This window comes from Mycobacterium sp. 852002-50816_SCH5313054-b, assembly GCF_001667185.1.
Taxonomy (GTDB): Bacteria; Actinomycetota; Actinomycetes; order Mycobacteriales; family Mycobacteriaceae; genus Mycobacterium.
Genome location: NZ_LZIC01000037.1, coordinates 1 through 15,320, shown reverse-complemented (window position 1 = coordinate 15,320; position 15,320 = coordinate 1). Strand labels below are relative to the sequence as shown.

General features: G+C 70.6%; 15 protein-coding genes and 1 pseudogene. 5 read left to right on the top strand and 11 right to left on the bottom strand.

Annotated features, from left to right (window positions below; translation table 11 throughout):
* Nucleotides 1-75: 75 nt before the first annotated feature.
* Nucleotides 76-780 (top strand): manganese-binding transcriptional regulator MntR, encoded by a 705-nt coding sequence (mntR, locus tag A5787_RS06815; RefSeq protein WP_066963545.1) that lies wholly within the window; start codon nt 76-78, stop codon nt 778-780.
* Here the strand turns inward: mntR and A5787_RS06810 are convergent.
* The 6 genes from A5787_RS06810 to A5787_RS06785 form a co-directional block, all read right to left on the bottom strand.
* Nucleotides 777-2,030: an acyl-CoA dehydrogenase family protein gene (locus A5787_RS06810; RefSeq protein ID WP_066963543.1), complete on the bottom strand. Its 1,254-nt coding sequence runs from the start codon at nt 2,028-2,030 to the stop codon at nt 777-779. The two genes, mntR and A5787_RS06810, sit on opposite strands and share 4 nt — an antisense overlap.
* A 7-nt stretch (nt 2,031-2,037) precedes the next feature.
* Nucleotides 2,038-3,228: a lipid-transfer protein gene (locus tag A5787_RS06805; RefSeq protein WP_066963541.1), complete on the bottom strand. Its 1,191-nt coding sequence runs from the start codon at nt 3,226-3,228 to the stop codon at nt 2,038-2,040.
* A gap of 106 nt (nt 3,229-3,334) precedes the next feature.
* Nucleotides 3,335-4,138 carry a crotonase/enoyl-CoA hydratase family protein gene (locus A5787_RS06800; protein WP_066963539.1) on the bottom strand — a complete coding sequence of 268 codons (804 nt, stop codon included), beginning with the start codon at nt 4,136-4,138 and terminating at the stop codon, nt 3,335-3,337.
* A 10-nt stretch (nt 4,139-4,148) separates the two neighbouring features.
* Nucleotides 4,149-5,060 (bottom strand): tRNA pseudouridine(55) synthase TruB, encoded by a 912-nt coding sequence (gene truB / locus A5787_RS06795; RefSeq protein WP_066963538.1) that lies wholly within the window; start codon nt 5,058-5,060, stop codon nt 4,149-4,151.
* Nucleotides 5,057-5,755, bottom strand: coding sequence for a 4'-phosphopantetheinyl transferase (locus A5787_RS06790; protein WP_066963535.1), 699 nt, complete (start codon nt 5,753-5,755; stop codon nt 5,057-5,059). The genes truB and A5787_RS06790 overlap by 4 nt, the downstream gene beginning before the upstream one ends.
* Nucleotides 5,752-6,717, bottom strand: coding sequence for a metallophosphoesterase (locus tag A5787_RS06785; protein ID WP_066963533.1), 966 nt, complete (start codon nt 6,715-6,717; stop codon nt 5,752-5,754). The genes A5787_RS06790 and A5787_RS06785 overlap by 4 nt, the downstream gene beginning before the upstream one ends.
* A 147-nt stretch (nt 6,718-6,864) precedes the next feature.
* On the opposite strand from A5787_RS06785, the gene A5787_RS06780 reads away from it, so the two are divergent.
* Nucleotides 6,865-7,440, top strand: a complete 576-nt coding sequence (locus tag A5787_RS06780) for a DUF3558 domain-containing protein (RefSeq protein ID WP_066963672.1) — start codon at nt 6,865-6,867, stop codon at nt 7,438-7,440.
* A 27-nt stretch (nt 7,441-7,467) separates the two neighbouring features.
* Nucleotides 7,468-9,183 (top strand): CocE/NonD family hydrolase, encoded by a 1,716-nt coding sequence (locus tag A5787_RS06775; RefSeq protein ID WP_066963529.1) that lies wholly within the window; start codon nt 7,468-7,470, stop codon nt 9,181-9,183.
* Here the strand turns inward: A5787_RS06775 and A5787_RS06770 are convergent.
* The gene (locus A5787_RS06770; RefSeq protein WP_066963526.1) at nt 9,142-9,711 is read right to left on the bottom strand and encodes a DUF1802 family protein; all 570 of its coding nucleotides are present in this window, start codon (nt 9,709-9,711) and stop codon (nt 9,142-9,144) included. The genes A5787_RS06775 and A5787_RS06770 overlap by 42 nt on opposite strands.
* Complete coding sequence (locus A5787_RS06765) at nt 9,708-9,977, bottom strand: DUF2277 domain-containing protein (protein ID WP_066963669.1); 270 nt, start codon at nt 9,975-9,977, stop codon at nt 9,708-9,710. The genes A5787_RS06770 and A5787_RS06765 overlap by 4 nt, the downstream gene beginning before the upstream one ends.
* Before the next feature lie 153 nt (nt 9,978-10,130).
* Here A5787_RS06765 and A5787_RS06760 point away from each other — a divergent pair, with 153 nt between their 5' ends.
* Both A5787_RS06760 and A5787_RS06755 read left to right on the top strand, forming a co-directional pair.
* Nucleotides 10,131-10,880 carry an enoyl-CoA hydratase gene (locus A5787_RS06760; RefSeq protein ID WP_066963524.1) on the top strand — a complete coding sequence of 250 codons (750 nt, stop codon included), beginning with the start codon at nt 10,131-10,133 and terminating at the stop codon, nt 10,878-10,880.
* A 9-nt stretch (nt 10,881-10,889) separates the two neighbouring features.
* Nucleotides 10,890-11,459 (top strand): hypothetical protein, encoded by a 570-nt coding sequence (locus A5787_RS06755; protein WP_066963522.1) that lies wholly within the window; start codon nt 10,890-10,892, stop codon nt 11,457-11,459.
* On the opposite strand, the gene A5787_RS06750 is transcribed toward A5787_RS06755, so the two are convergent.
* The 3 genes and pseudogenes from A5787_RS06750 to infB form a co-directional block, all read right to left on the bottom strand.
* On the bottom strand, nt 11,456-12,445 hold the full coding sequence (locus A5787_RS06750; protein WP_066963520.1) for a bifunctional oligoribonuclease/PAP phosphatase NrnA: 990 nt from the start codon (nt 12,443-12,445) through the stop codon (nt 11,456-11,458). The genes A5787_RS06755 and A5787_RS06750 overlap by 4 nt on opposite strands.
* The gene (rbfA, locus tag A5787_RS06745; RefSeq protein WP_066963518.1) at nt 12,420-12,878 is read right to left on the bottom strand and encodes a 30S ribosome-binding factor RbfA; all 459 of its coding nucleotides are present in this window, start codon (nt 12,876-12,878) and stop codon (nt 12,420-12,422) included. Before rbfA ends, A5787_RS06750 begins: the two co-directional genes overlap by 26 nt.
* A pseudogene (gene infB, locus A5787_RS06740) lies at nt 12,878-15,289 on the bottom strand (translation initiation factor IF-2); the annotation flags it as partial. The gene rbfA and the pseudogene infB, both read right to left, overlap by 1 nt.
* Between the last annotated feature and the right edge of the window lie 31 nt (nt 15,290-15,320).

Sequence of the window (15,320 nt, the reverse complement as noted above, 5' to 3'; positions counted from 1 at the left end):
CCGCACCGGGGCTTGGCGCGCCAGATCGGAGCGCGACACGCCGAATCAGGTGTGGGTTGCCTAAACTTTCTGCTTGTGAGGGCTGACGATGAGCCTGGCGGTCTCACCGCGGTCGGCCAGGACTACCTGAAGGTCATCTGGAATGCCCAGGAATGGTCCACGGACTCCGGCCCCGCGAAGGTCAGCACCAAAATGCTGGCCGACCGGATCGGGGTGTCGGCCAGCACCGCCTCGGAGTCGATCCGCAAGCTCGCCGAGCAGGGCCTGGTCGACCACGAGAAGTACGGCGCGGTGACGCTGACCGAGGCCGGGCGCCGGGCGGCGCTCGAGGTGGTGCGCCGCCACCGGTTGCTGGAGACTTTCCTGGTCAACGAGCTCGGCTACGGCTGGGACGAGGTGCACGACGAGGCGGAGGTGTTAGAGCACGCGGTGTCGGATCGCCTGGTCGCCCGCATCGACGCCAAGCTGGGCTATCCCCAGCGCGACCCGCACGGCGACCCGATCCCCGCCTCCGACGGGCAGGTGCCCACGCCGCCGGCCCGCCAGCTGTGGGCGTGCGTCGACGGGGACAGCGGGACGGTCGCCCGCATTTCCGATTCCGATCCGGAGATGCTGCGCTACTTCACCGACGTCGGCATCCACCTGGACTCGCGGCTGCGCGTGCTGACCCGCCGCGAATTCGCCGGCATGATCTCCGTCGCGATCGAAGCCGCCGACGGCGCCGAGTGCACCGTCGACCTGGGCAGCCCCGCCGCCCGGGCGATCTGGGTGGTGGGCTAACTCAACAGGCCCTTGGCGATGTGGGTGACCTGAACCTCGTTGCTGCCGGCGTAGATCATCAGCGACTTCGCGTCGCGGGCCAGCTGCTCCACGCGGTACTCGGCCATGTAGCCGTTGCCGCCGAACAGCTGCACGGCGTCCATCGCGACGTCGGTGGCCGCCTCCGAGGAGTACAGCTTGATCGCCGACGCTTCGGCCAGCGTCAGCGGTTTCCCCGCCTGCTGCCGCTCGATCGTCTGAAACACCATGTTCTGCACGTTCATTCGCGCGATTTCCATCTTCGCCAGCTTGAGCTGGATCAGCTGGAACTGCCCGATGTTCTTGCCCCACAGTGTCCGGGTCTTGGCGTAATCCACGCACAGCCGGTGGCATTCGTTGATGATGCCCAGCGCCATCATCGCGATCCCGATGCGTTCCGCGGCGAAATTGTCGCGGGCGCTGTCGCGGCCGTCGCCGTCGGAGTGCCGGTTCTCGCCCAGCAGGCGGTCGGGAGTGAGCCGCACGTTGTCGAAGAACAATTCGCCTGTCGGCGAGGACATCATGCCCATCTTCTTGAACGGCTTGCCCTGCGTGAGGCCCGGCATGCCCGCGTCCAGCACGAAGATCAGCACCGGCCGGTTGCGCCGATCGACGGTCGCATCCCCCTCGTCGAGTTTTGCGTAGACCACCAGCACATCGGCGCAGGGCCCGTTGGTGATGAACGTCTTCTGGCCGTTGAGGATGTAGGCCCCGTCTCCGTCGCCGGTGCGCCGGACTGTGGTCTTCATGCCGCCGAACGCGTCCGAGCCGGAGTCGGGTTCGGTGATCGCCCACGCCGCGATCTTCTTCAGTGTCATCAGGTCGGGCAGCCAGCGTTCCTTCTGGGCCAGCGTGCCGCGGCTCATGATGGTCGCCGCGCCCAGCCCGATGCTGACCGAGGCGGTGCTCAGCAATCCGATGCTGACACGGGAGAGTTCGGACACCAGCACCGCCATCATCGACGCCTGGGCGCCCATCCCCAGACCGCCTGCGCCATCCGGCTTTTCGTCGCGCGCCTGCCCCGCCTGCTTGGCGCGCTCGCGTTCCAGCATCGTCTTGACCGACTCGGCGGCCAGCGCGTCGAGGCCGAACTGGCTGAACAGCTTGCGGGCGATCGGATAGGGCGACAGCGCACCGGTTTCCAGCTCATCGAGATGCGGGCGGATCTCCTTGTCGATGAACTGACGAACGGCGTCCCGGACCATCAGGTCCGTCTCTGACCATTCGAACATCGCGCCCTTAGCGTTCGGCGCGCTGGTAGGCGGTGACGACGGCCGCGCCGCCCAGCCCGATGTTGTGCTGCAGCGCCGCGGTCACGTTGTCGACCTGGCGCGCCTCGGCGGTCCCGCGCAGCTGCCAGGTCAGCTCGGCGCACTGCGCCAGCCCGGTCGCGCCGAGCGGGTGGCCCTTGGAGATCAGCCCGCCGGACGGGTTGACCACCCAGCGCCCGCCGTAGGTGGTGTCGCCGTTGTCGATCAGCTTCGCCGCCTCGCCCGGGCCGCACAGGCCGAGGGCCTCGTACAGCAGCAGCTCGTTGGCCGAGAAGCAGTCGTGCAGCTCGATCACCTGGAAGTCCTCGGGACCCAGCCCGGACTGATCGTAAACCTGTTGGGCCGCTTGGACATTCATGTCGTGGCCGATGAGGTTCTTGGCGCTGCCGTCGAACGTCGAGGCGAAGTCGGTGGTCATCGCCTGGCCGACGATCTCCACGGCTCGGCCGGCCAGGCCGTGTTTGTCGACGAAGCCCTCCGAAACCACGATCGCCGCGCCGGACCCGTCCGACGTGGGCGAGCACTGCAGCTTGGTCAGCGGGTCGGAGATCATCCGCGACGCCAGGATGTCGTCGAGCGTGTAGGACTCCTGGAACTGCGCGAACGGGTTGTTGGTGGAGTGCTTGTGGTTCTTGTAGCCGATCTTGGCGAAATGCTCTGCGGTGGTGCCGTATTGCCGCATGTGCTCGCGGCCGGCGGCCCCGAACATCCACGGCGCGACGGGCATCGCGAACTCGTCGATCTCGGCCATCGCCTTGACGTGCTTGCCCATCGGCGACTCGCGGTCCTGGGCGCCGCCGCTCAGCGCGCCGGGCTGCATCTTCTCGAAGCCGAGCGCGATGGCGCAGTCGACGATCCCGCCGCGCACGGCCTGCGCGGCCAGGAACAGCGCCGTGGAGCCGGTCGAGCAGTTGTTGTTGACGTTGACGATCGGAATGCCGGTCATGCCCAGCTCGTAGAGCGCCCGCTGCCCGGAGGTCGAGTCGCCGGCGACGTACCCGACGTAGCCCTGCTGCACCTCGCGGTAGTCGATGCCGGCGTCGGTCAGCGCGTTGGTGCCCGACTCCCTCGCCATGTCCGGGTAGTCCCAGCCCTCGCGGCGGCCCGGCTTCTCGAATTTCGTCATGCCGACGCCGACGACGTAAACCTTGTTGGACATAGCGCGCGCCTTCCGGAGATGTGGGCGAGTTGACACCCGTCTGGTCCGGAGCTTAGCCGGGTGGACTTGGTCGCTGGAACCCCCGTCGCCGCGAGGGCGCCCGACGTCAGGCGGGGTCGACGAAGACCGGGTCCTCCCCCGACATTCCGGCCATCACGGCGGCAATCTGATTGGGCTTGCCGAGCAGCCCGACCTGCAGCTCGGTTTCGCGTTTGAGGGCGGCCGCGGCGTCGTTGCTGAGCCACGTCTCGTCGTAGAGGCGCTTGGCAGCGCGAACGGCATCGGGAGATTTGCGTGCGATCTCGTCCGCCAGTTCCTTCGCCGAGGCCAGCGGATCGTCACTGTTTCGCGTGACCAGTCCGAGCGCCAAAGCCTCGCCGCCTGCCACGATGCGTCCGCTGAAGGTCAGCTCCTTGGCAACGTCGATGGAGACGAGTCGCGGCAGTGTCTGCGTGATCCCCATGTCGGGAACCAGCCCCCACTTGACCTCCATGACGGACAGCTTCGCGTCCGGTGCGGCGATCCGGATGTCGGCGCCCAGCGCGATCTGCAGGCCGCCGCCGAAGCAGTTCCCGTGGATCGCGGCGATGACCGGCGCCGGCACCAGGGACCAGTCGTAGGCCACGCGTTGCGCAAAGTTGGCCACCTGGTCGGCGTCGCGTTCCAGCAGCACCCCGGTGCCGCCCCGTCCGGACATGAAGCTGGCAACGTCCAGGCCCGAGCAGAAGCTCTTTCCCTCGCCGTGCAGCACGACCGCGCGAACCGATTTGTCTTCTGCCAGTTGCGCTGCGGCGTTCATCAAGCCCTCGAACATGGCTTGGTCAAGCGCATTGTGCTTGTCGGTGCGCACCATCGTCACCGTGGCCACGCCACCGTCCCCGATGCGCACGCGGACCCTGTCTTCGCTCACCCGTACGAACCTACCGCGACAGCGTCGAGGGACGGATCACCACGACCGACTTGGTCCGTGGTCCCTCGTCGCGCAGCAGCGCGATCACCCGGCCGCCGGCGTCGGCGGCGGCGTAGACCCCGTCGATCCCGGCCGGCGGCAGGGACCGGCCGTTGCTTGCCGCCTCGGCCTGTTCGGCGGACAGGTCGCGGCGCGCAAACAGCAGCAGGCACGCCTCGTCCAGCGACCAGGTCAGCCGGGGCCGTTCGGCAAGGTCGTCCAGCGAGCGCGCCTCGTCCAGCCCGAAGCGCCCGACGCGGGTGCGCCGCAACGCCGTCAGATGCCCGCCCACGCCCAGCGCCGCCCCGAGATCGCGGGCCAGCGCGCGGATGTAGGTCCCCGACGAGCAGTCGACCTCGACGTCGACATCGATGACGTCGACGCCGGAGTCGCCGTCCCGGCGCACCGCCACCACCTCGAAACGGTCGATGCGCACCGGCCGGGCGGCCAGCTCGACGGCCTGGCCCTCCCGGACCAGCCGGTAGGCGCGCCGGCCGTCCACCTTGATCGCGCTGACGGCCGACGGCACCTGCTCGATGTCCCCGCGCAGCCCGCCGACCGCGGCGGCGATCACCTCGTCGGTGACGTGCTCGGCCGAAACAGTTTGCAGCAGTTCACCTTCGGCGTCCTCGGTGGAGGTGGTCTGGCCCAGGCGGATGGTGGCGGCATACGACTTCGACGCCGCGGTCAGCAGGCCGAGGATCTTGGTGGCCCGGTCGACGCCGATCACCAGCACGCCGGTGGCCATCGGGTCCAGCGTCCCCGCATGCCCCACCCGGCGGGTGGCGAAGATGCGGCGACAGCGTCCCACGACGTCGTGACTGGTCATCCCGGCCGGCTTGTCGACCAGGACTAATCCCGGGCCTATTCCCGGACCGGTCATAAGACGATGGCGGTCAGCACCAGCCCGCGCTCGACCGACCAACGGCCCCGCAGCGCGCTCAGCGGCGGACCGGCCAGCGCCGCCCCGTCGATCAGGATCTTGGAGACGAAAGACCCGGAGGTTCGCCCGCCGGGCGGGTCGAGGTCGAACACGATGTGGGCGTCCTCGAAACCCAGCCACCGCTTGGTCAGCGGGAACCAGGCCTTGTACGTCGCCTCCTTGGCGCAGAACAGGATCCGGTCCCAATGCAGCCCCTCGGGCAGCGCGCCGATCTCGTGGCGCTCCTCCTCCAGCGCGATCGCGCCCAGCACGCCGTCGGGCAGCACGTCGTGCGGTTCGGCGTCGATGCCCACCGAGCGCACCGCGCCGGCGCGGCCCACCACCGCGCCGCGGTAGCCGGTGCAGTGGGTGAGGCTGCCGACCACGCCGTCGGGCCAGCAGGGCTCCCCCTTGTCGCCCTTGAGGATCGGCACCGGCGGCACGCCGAGCTCGGCCATCGCGACGCGGGCGCAGTGCCGGACGGTGATGAACTCGTTGCGCCGCTTGGCGACCGACTTGGCGATCAGCGGCTCCTCCTCCGGCAGCGGCGTCAGGCCCGGCGGGTCGGAATACACCTCCGAATACGCGAGGTCGTCGGACCCCGACGAGAGCAGGGCGTCGGGCAACACCGACGACACGAGCATGCGGCCCGTCATCGGGATTGCCGCTGGCGCGCTCGCTCCCGGAACTGCACGGCCTGCTTGCGCATCTCGGGGGTGATCACGAAGTGACCGCCGAAGTCGTTGAGATAGCCGGGCGCGTACTGGGGGTCCGGTAGCACCTGGCGCAACCAGCTGTACGGCTTGCGGCGGCGCCACTCGCGCGGGTAGCCGACCGACACCTCCTCGAAGCGCACGCCGTCGTACCAGGTGGTGCGCGGGATGTGCAGGTGCCCGTACACCGAGCAGATGGCGTTGTAGCGGGTGTGCCAGTCGGCGGTCTTGGTGGTGCCGCACCACAGCGAGAATTCCGGGTAGAACAGCGCATCGCAGGGGTCCCGCACCAACGGGAAGTGGTTCACCAGGACCGTCGGCGTCATCCAGTCGAGCTCTTCGAGGCGGGCCCGGGTGCTGGCGAGCCGCTCCCGGCACCAGGCGTCGCGGGTGGCGTAGGGCTCGGAGGAGAGCAGGAATTCGTCGGTGGCCACCACGTTGCGCTCCCGCGCGATGGCCATGCCCTCGGCTTTGCTCGTCGCGCCCTCCGGCAAGAAGGTGTAGTCGTACAGCAGGAACATCGGCACGATGGTGGCCGGGCCGCCGCGTTCGGTCCACACCGCGAACGGGTGCTCCGGGGTGAGCACGCCCAGCTCGTCGCACATGTCGACCAGGTAGTCATAGCGGGCCTTGCCGAAGATCTGGTTGGGATCCCGGGTGGTGGTCCACAGCTCGTGGTTGCCGGGCACCCAGATCACCTTGGCGAACCGGCGACGCAGCAGGTCAAGCGCCCAGCGGATGTCGTCGGTGCGTTCGGCGACGTCGCCGGCGACGATCAGCCAGTCCTCCGGCGAGGACGGATGCAGCGATTCGGTGACGGGCTTGTTGCCGAGGTGACCGGTGTGCAGGTCGGAAACCGCCCACAGCGTCGGCTGCGCCCCGTTCGTCGATTCCGATGTCACCACGACTAACCAGCCTAACGACTCGCTCCGCCGAGCCGGTTTGCGCTGGGCCCTTGCTTGCCGGATTAGAACGTGTTCTCGTTTCACTGTGACGCCGCGAACCCGACTTGTACACTCCCGGCAAGGACGGCCGAGGCCTCAGGGGGTGTGGTGTTCGCCAATCTGCGTCTGATCTCAGCGCTGGGCGCGCTGGCCGCGGCGGTGGCTTTGGGCGTCCACAGCGCGCCGCCGGGGCCGAGCGGGGGTGGGCCCGTCGAGCTGCGGTCGACCGCCCAGCCGATGGAGACCACCATGAAGAGCCCCATCGTGGCGACCACCGACCCGCGCCCGTTCGATGCGTGCGAGGACATTCCGTTCGACGCCGTGGCGCGGCTCGGGCTGGCGTTCACGCCGCCCGAGCACGAGGACGGGCTGCGCTGCCACTTCGACGCGGGCAACTACCAGATGGCCGTGGAGCCCATCATCTGGCGCACCTACGACCAGTCCCTGCCGCCCGACGCCGTCGAAACCACGATCCAGGGTCACCGGGCGGCGCAGTACTGGGTGATGAAGCCGACCTACCACAACAGCTTCTGGTTCTTCTCGTGCATGGTGGCGTTCAAGACCAGTTACGGGGTGTTGCAGCAGGCGCTGTACTTCTCGACGGTCTACTCGAACCCGGAGGTGGACTGCATGTCCACCAATCTGCAGCGCGCCAACGACCTCGCGCCGTATTACAAGTTTTAGTCCGGCACACAACCTAGCCTGGGGACCGTGAGTACGACCTCCACCCGCCCCGCGCAGCGCACGCCAAGCCCGTTGAGCCGTGTCGGCGACGCCGCGCTGGGCCGCGTGCTGGGCCTGCCGCGGGCGACCACCGCGTACACCGTGCAGCGCGTCGACGTGCCGATGCGCGACGGCGTGCACCTGGCGGCCGACCACTACGCGCCCACCACGCCGAGCCCCGCCGGCACCTTGCTGGTCCGCGCGCCGTACGGCAGGGCCTTCCCGTTCTCGCTGGCATACGCCCGGCTGTACGCCGCGCGCGGCTACCACGTCGTGCTGCAGAGCGTGCGCGGCACGTTCGGCTCGGGCGGGGACTTCGAGCCGATGGTCAACGAGGTCGCCGACGGCGCCGACACGGCCGCGTGGCTGCGCGAGCAGCCGTGGTTCACCGGCCGATTCGCCACCGTCGGGGTGTCGTATCTGGGCTTCACCCAGTGGGCGCTGCTGCAGGATCCCCCGCCGGAGCTGGCCGCGGCCGTGATCACCGCGGGCCCGCACGATTTCAACGCCTCCGTGTGGGGGACGGGTTCGTTCGCCATCAACGACTTCCTGGGCTGGAGCGACCTGGTTTCCCACCAGGAGGACCCGGCGCGCGTGCGGCTGGCGCTGCGCCAGCTGCAGGCCCGGCGCAAGGTGGCGGAGGCGGCGGGTGCGCTGCCCCTGGGCGCCGCGGCGCGAGCGATGCTCGGCACGGGTGCGCCGTGGTTCGAATCGTGGGTCGAACACCACCACGCCGACGACGCGTTCTGGGGCTCGCTGCGGTGCCGCGAGGCGCTGGACCGGACGCGGGTGCCGGTGCTGCTCATCGGCGGCTGGCAGGACATTTTCGTGCGACAGACGCTGCAGCAGTACGCGCACCTGCGCGACCGGGGCGTCGACGTCGCGCTCACCATGGGGCCCTGGACGCACACCCAGCTGCTCGGCAAGGCGCTGCCCATCAGCGCGCGGGAAACGCTGGACTGGCTGAACGCCCACCTGGGCGGCGCGCCCCTGCGCCGGCCCAGCAGGGTCCACACGTGCGTCACCGGCTCGGACGGGGGCCTAGCCTGGCGCCACCTGCCCGACTGGCCGCCGGCCACCACCGAACGGGCGCTGTATCTGCGCCCGGGCGGGCACCTGGGCGAGACCGCGCCGGCGAACCTCAAGCGGCCGGCGCCGGCGACGTTTCGCTACGACCCCGCCGACCCGACGCCCACCACCGGCGGTCCGCTGCTGTCCACGAACGCGGGCTACCGCGACGACAGCCGCCTCGCCCAGCGCGACGACGTGCTCACCTTCACCAGCCTCACGCTGACCCACGATCTGTACGTCTACGGGAACCCGGTGGTCGAGCTGGCGCACAGCTCCGACAATCCGCATGTCGATCTGTTCGTCCGGGTGAGCGAGGTCGACGCCAAGGGCCGGTCCCGCAACGTCAGCGACGGCTACCGGCGGTTGAGCGGCAAGACGAAGACCGTCCGGATCGAACTGGACGGGATCACCCACCGCTTCCGCGCGGGCTCGCGCATCCGGGTCCTGATCACGGGCAGCTGGTTCCCGCGCTACGCGCGCAACCTCGGCACCGACGAACCGTTGTTGACGGGCCGGCAGGCCACACCGGCCACCCATGCCGTGCACTACGGCCGCTCCCGGCTGCTGCTTCCCGTCGGGGCCGGCGACCTGTCAGCCGACCGCGTCGCGGACCCGGCGGGCGACCCGGTCTAGCGCGGCCTCGTCGCAGACCGGCGCGCCCAGCCGCACATCGGCCGGCGCCAGCGGGAGCTGCACCCAGCTGGTGCAGCCCGCGTACTCCGGGGTCCGCGTGATCCGCAGCGGCTCGGCCAAGGCATTCACCGACACCACCAGCACGGCCAGCTTGTGCTTGGGCCGGAAGTCGAGCCGGTCCTCGCGCACCGACGCGGCGGTCCAGATGTGCAGGTCCTCCAGGGCCGCGAGCCCATCCGGCCGGTTGACCTCTTGCGCCGCAACGACTTTCGCGGCGGCCCGCAGCACCAGCTGCTCGTCGGTGCTGTCGTCGGCCCCGGCGCCCAGCAGGTCGCGATGCTCGGGCCGGACGCGCTCGGCGTGGCTGTGGGCGACCGTCGGGAACAGCAGGAACTCCCGGGCCGCCAGCTCGAACCGCTTCTCGCCGATGCCACCCTTGCGCAGCAGCACGCGCTGCCGGCCGTCGAGCAGCGCGTGTACCACCGCGCTCCACTCCTTGAGCGCGGGCATGGTGGCGGTGAGCGTCATGTCGCGCCCGCGAGGCGGGCCACCACCTCGGGCCGGCGCAACGGCGGGACGGTCTTGGGCGGCTGGCGGCGCGGCGGCAGGGCCGACAGCAAACGCGTCGTCGTCTCGGTGACCGCGGCGATGGCGGCCTCGAACGCTTCGGCGTTGGCGGTCGACGGGTGGGTGATGCCGCTGACCTTGCGCACGTACTGGCGCGCGGCCGCCGCGATCTCCTCCGGCGTGGCCGCCGGCTGCAATCCACGCAGTTCGGTGATGTTCCGGCACATGGGATCCACCATAAGCGCGGCGGCCTCGTCTCACATCCGCCACAGGCGTCTCCGCTGTGAAAGCGCTGGTGCCGGTGCCCACGTCGGGTGCCGGCCGGCGGAGGGATCCTGTGGCCGGTGTGACGGCAACGAGCCACCCTCTACGGTGAACAGATGACCGACGACATCCTGCTGATCGACACCGACGAGCGGGTGCGCACCCTGACCCTCAACCGGCCCCAGGCGCGCAACGCGCTGTCCGCGGCGCTGCGGGACCGGTTCTTCGGCGCGCTGACCGACGCCGAGACCGACGACGGCGTCGACGTCGTCGTCGTCACCGGTGCCGACCCGGTGTTCTGCGCGGGGCTGGACCTCAAGGAGCTGGGCGGCGAGTCGGCACTCCCGGACATCTCCCCGCGCTGGCCGCCGTTGACCAAGCCGGTGATCGGCGCGATCAACGGCGCCGCGGTCACCGGCGGGCTGGAGCTGGCCCTGTACTGCGACGTCCTGATCGCCTCCGAGCAGGCCCGCTTCGCCGACACGCACGCCCGGGTGGGGCTGCTGCCCACCTGGGGCCTGAGCGTGCGGTTGCCGCAGAAGGTGGGCGTCGGCCTGGCCCGGCGCATGAGCCTGACCGGCGACTACCTGTCCGCCGGCGAGGCGCTGCGCGCCGGCCTGGTGACCGAGGTGGTGCCGCACGACCGGCTGCTGCCCACGGCCCGCCAGGTGGCGGCCTCGATCGTCGGCAACAACCAGCACGCGGTCCGCGCGTTGCTGGCGTCCTATCACCGGATCGACGACTCGCAGACCGGCGCGGGGCTGTGGATGGAGGCGATGGCGGCCCGGCAGTTCCGGACCAGCGGCGACGACATCGCCGCCAACCGCGACGCCGTCCTGCAACGCGGTCGGGCCCAGGTGCGTTAGGAGAAGGCGATGCGCGCTGGCACCCTGCGGGCCCTCTGTGGCCTGACCCTGGCGGCATCCGCATTGGCCCCGGCGCCGCGGGCCGCGGCGCTGCCCCCGCCGGGATTTCCCGACCTGAACAAGTTCACCTCTGTCCCCGTCGACGGCTACGCCTCGACGCCGCGCCAGGGCGGCGGGCCCCGCATCAGTTTTTCGGTCACGCCGACCCTGGTGTGCGACTTCTACGGCGGCCCCGCGCCCGTCCCGCAACCGTCACAGGACATCAAGTGCAGCGGCGACACCCCGGGAATGGACGACGTGCCGTTCCCGGGCGGGGGCCACCCGAAGCCGGGCGGTTGCGTGGTGGGGGCGGTGAATTTCAAGGGGCCCGGCTACGAACTGAGCCGCATGACCTACAGCGGGTGCGACGGCAACCCGCCCGCACTGCCGTCGGGAGTCAAGGCGCTGGGCCCGGGGCAGAAGCTGTCGTACCTCAACGTGACCTGCGCGGTGGGGGTCGACAACGTCGTCGCCTGCCTGGACGCCACCAGCGGGGACCACGGCTTCGTGCTGGACCCGTCGGGAAGCTGGGCCTTCTAGTCCAAGGCCGCGCGCAGCGACGCCACGGCGTCGTCGATCGAGCCGGCGGTCGAGTAGCCGGCGGCGAGCCGGTGGCCCCCGCCGCCGAACTCCGACGCGACCGCCGCCAGATCCACGTCGGCCTTGGCCCGCATCGACACCGACCACCGCTGGGGGTCGACCTCCTTGAAGACGGCCGCCACCTCCGCCTGCTGCGTGGTCCGCACGATGTCGACGATGCTCTCGACTTCCTCTGGGCGAGAGTCGATCCAGTCCTGATGCCCGACGACGGCGTAGACCAGCCCGCGACCGCCGACCGCGTCGGGCAGCAGCTGCGCCGAGGCCAGCACCCGCGACAGCAGCGGCAGCCACCCGAACGGGTGCGTGTCCATCAGCGTCCGGCTGATCTCGGCGTTGTCGACGCCGACGTCGACCAGCCGGGCCGCCAGCCGAAGCGCGCGGGCGCTGGCCCAGCGAAACGATCCGGTGTCGGTCGTCAGCCCGGCGTAAATGCAGTGCGCCACATCCACATCGATCGGCTTGCCCCAGGCGTCGAGGATGTCGGCGATCATCATCGTGGTGGAATCGGCCGACACGTCGATGAAGTTGGCGGTGCCGAACATCTCGTTGGAGGCGTGGTGGTCGACGACCAGCAGGCGCCGGCCGGGACCGGCCAGGTCGCTCAGCTCCCCCAGCCGCTTGACGCTCGGAACGTCAACGGTCACCACCAAATCGACGTCGCGGCTCATCCCCTGGGGGCTGACCAGCAGGTGGCATCCGGGCAGCGACGCCAGCGATTCGGGCAGGGTCGCGGGCGCGGCGAAACCGACCTCGACGTGCTTGCCGCACTTGTCCAGCACCAGGGCCAGCGCCAGCCCCGCGCCGATGGTGTCGGCGTCGGGGTGGACGTGGGCGACCACCGCGATCGTCGCGGCGCCCGACAGCAGCTCGACGGCGCCGCGGGCGTCGACGCGCGCTACCTCAGTCTTCGGGTCGATCGCCGTCATCGGTGTCCCTCACACGATATGGATCGGCTTCACCGGCCGGCTTGGCACCGGAACGGACCCGTTCCAGGTCGGCGTCCGCGGCGCGGGCGCGCTGCAGCAACTCGTCCATCCGCTGCACGCTGTCGGCGGTCGTGTCCCGGCTGAACGTCAGCGTCGGTGTGAAGCGCACCCCGGTGCCGGCCCCGACCATGGTGCGCAGCGCGCCCTTGGCCCGCTCCAGCGCGGCCGCGGCGGCGGCGTAGTCGGGCTCGTCGTCGAGCGTGCGACCCATCACCGTGTAGAACACGGTCGCGTCGTGCAGGTCGGCGGTCACCTTCGCGTCGACGATGGTCACCCCGTCCAGCCCGGGATCCTTGATCTCGAACTCGATCGCCGAGGCGACGATGGTGAAGATCCGTTTGGCCAACCGTCGCGCCCGCGCGGGGTCGGCCATTAGGCGCGCTCCTTCTGGACCAGCTCGTAGGACTCGATGATGTCGCCTTCCTTGATGTCGGAGTAGCCCAGCGTCATACCGCATTCGAAGCCCTCGCGGACCTCGGTGACATCGTCCTTCTCCCGGCGCAGCGAGGTGATCGAGAGGTTGTCGGCCACCACGATGTTGTCCCGCAGCAGCCGGGCCTTCGCGTTGCGGCGCACCACACCCGAGCTGATCATGCAGCCCGCGATGATGCCGACCTTCGAGGACCGGAAGATCGCCCGGATCTCGGCGCGGCCCAGCTGGTTCTCCTCGTAGATCGGCTTGAGCATGCCGCGCAGGGCCTTCTCGATCTCGTCGATCGCCTGGTAGATCACCGAGTAGTAGCGGATCTCCACGCCCTCGCGGTTGGCCAGCTCGGTCGCCTTGCCCTCGGCGCGCACGTTGAAGCCGATGATGATCGCGTCCGAGGCCGACGCCAGGTTGACGTTGGTCTCGGTGATGCCACCGACGCCGCGGTCGATGACGCGCAGCGCCACCTCGTCGTCGACCTGGATGCCCATCAGGGCCTCCTCCAGCGCCTCGACCGTGCCGGCGTTGTCGCCCTTGAGGATCAGGTTCAGCTGGCTGGTTTCCTTCAGCGCGGCATCCAGATCGTCCAGGCTGATCCGCTTGCGCGTACGCGCGGCCAGGGCGTTGCGCTTGCGGGCGCTGCGCCGGTCGGCGATCTGGCGGGCGATGCGGTCCTCGTCGACAACCAGCAGGTTGTCACCGGCGCCGGGCACCGACGTGAAGCCGATGACCTGCACCGGCCGCGACGGCAGCGCCTCGTGGACGTCCTCGCCGTGCTCGTCGACCATGCGCCGGACACGACCGTAGGCGTCGCCGGCGACGATCGAGTCGCCGACGCGCAGCGTGCCGCGCTGGATCAGCACGGTGGCCACCGGCCCGCGACCGCGGTCCAGATGCGCCTCGATGGCCACACCCTGGGCCTCCATGTCGGGGTTGGCGCGCAGGTCCAGGGCGGCGTCGGCGGTCAGCAGCACCGCCTCCTCCAGCGCCTCGATGTTGGTGCCCTCCTTGGCGGAGATGTCGACGAACATCGTGTCGCCACCGAAATCCTCGGCGACAAGCCCGAACTCGGTGAGCTGACCGCGGATCTTGGCCGGGTCGGCGCCCTCCTTGTCGATCTTGTTGACCGCCACCACGATCGGCACATCGGCGGCCTGCGCGTGGTTGATGGCCTCCACCGTCTGCGGCATCACGCCGTCGTCGGCGGCCACCACCAGGATGGCGATGTCGGTGGCCTTGGCGCCGCGGGCACGCATGGCGGTGAACGCCTCGTGACCCGGGGTGTCGATGAAGGTGATCGGCCGCTCGGTGCCGTCCAGGTCGACGGAGACCTGGTAGGCGCCGATGTGCTGGGTGATGCCGCCGGCCTCACCCTCGCGCACGCTGGCGTTCCGGATGGTGTCCAGCAGTCGCGTCTTACCGTGGTCGACGTGACCCATGACGGTCACCACCGGCGGACGGGTCTGCAGGTCCTCCTCGCCGCCCTCGTCCTCGCCGTAGGTCAGGTCGAAGGATTCCAGCAGCTCGCGGTCCTCGTCCTCCGGGCTGACGACCTGGACGACGTAGTTCATCTCGCTGCCCAGCAGCTCGAGCGTCTCGTCGCCGACCGATTGCGTGGCCGTCACCATCTCGCCGAGGTTGAACAGCGCCTGCACCAGCGAGGCCGGGTTGGCGTCGATCTTCTCGGCGAAGTCGCTCAGCGACGCGCCGCGGGCCAGCCGGATCGTCTCGCCGTTGCCGTGCGGCAACCGCACGCCGCCGACGACCGGCGCCTGCATGTTCTCGTACTCGGCGCGTTTTGCCCGCTTGGACTTGCGGCCGCGCCGCGGCGCACCGCCGGGACGGCCGAACGCGCCGGCGGCACCGCCGCGCTGGCCGGGACGGCCACCACCACCGCCACCGCCACCGGGACGGCCGCGGAAACCGCCGCCGCCACCGCCGGGCGGGGCGCCGACTCCGCTACCACCACCGCGGTAGTTGCCGCCGCCGCCGTCGGAGCGGCCGCCGGGGCCGCCCGGACGGGCACCGCCGGGCCGGCGGCCGCCGGGCCGCGCCGGGCGGCCCTGGCCCGCGGCACCACCGGGCCGGGGCGGCATGCTGCCGGGAGAAGCGCCCGGCCGCGGCCCACCCGGCCGGGGCGCCCCGGGACGGGGGGCCGGCGGACGCGGGATGGGCCGGTCGACGGGTTGCGCCGACGAGAACGGGTTGTTACCGACGCGCGGGGTGCGGACCCCCGGCTTCGGCATCGGTCCGGGACGCGGGCCCGGCATGCCCGGTTGCGGGGCCGGCTGGCCGGCCGGTTGGCCGGGGGCGGGCGCCGCCGGTTGCCCGGGCTGCGGGCGGGCCGGGGGGGGGGGGCATCCCTGCCAGGGCCTCTACCACCGTGCG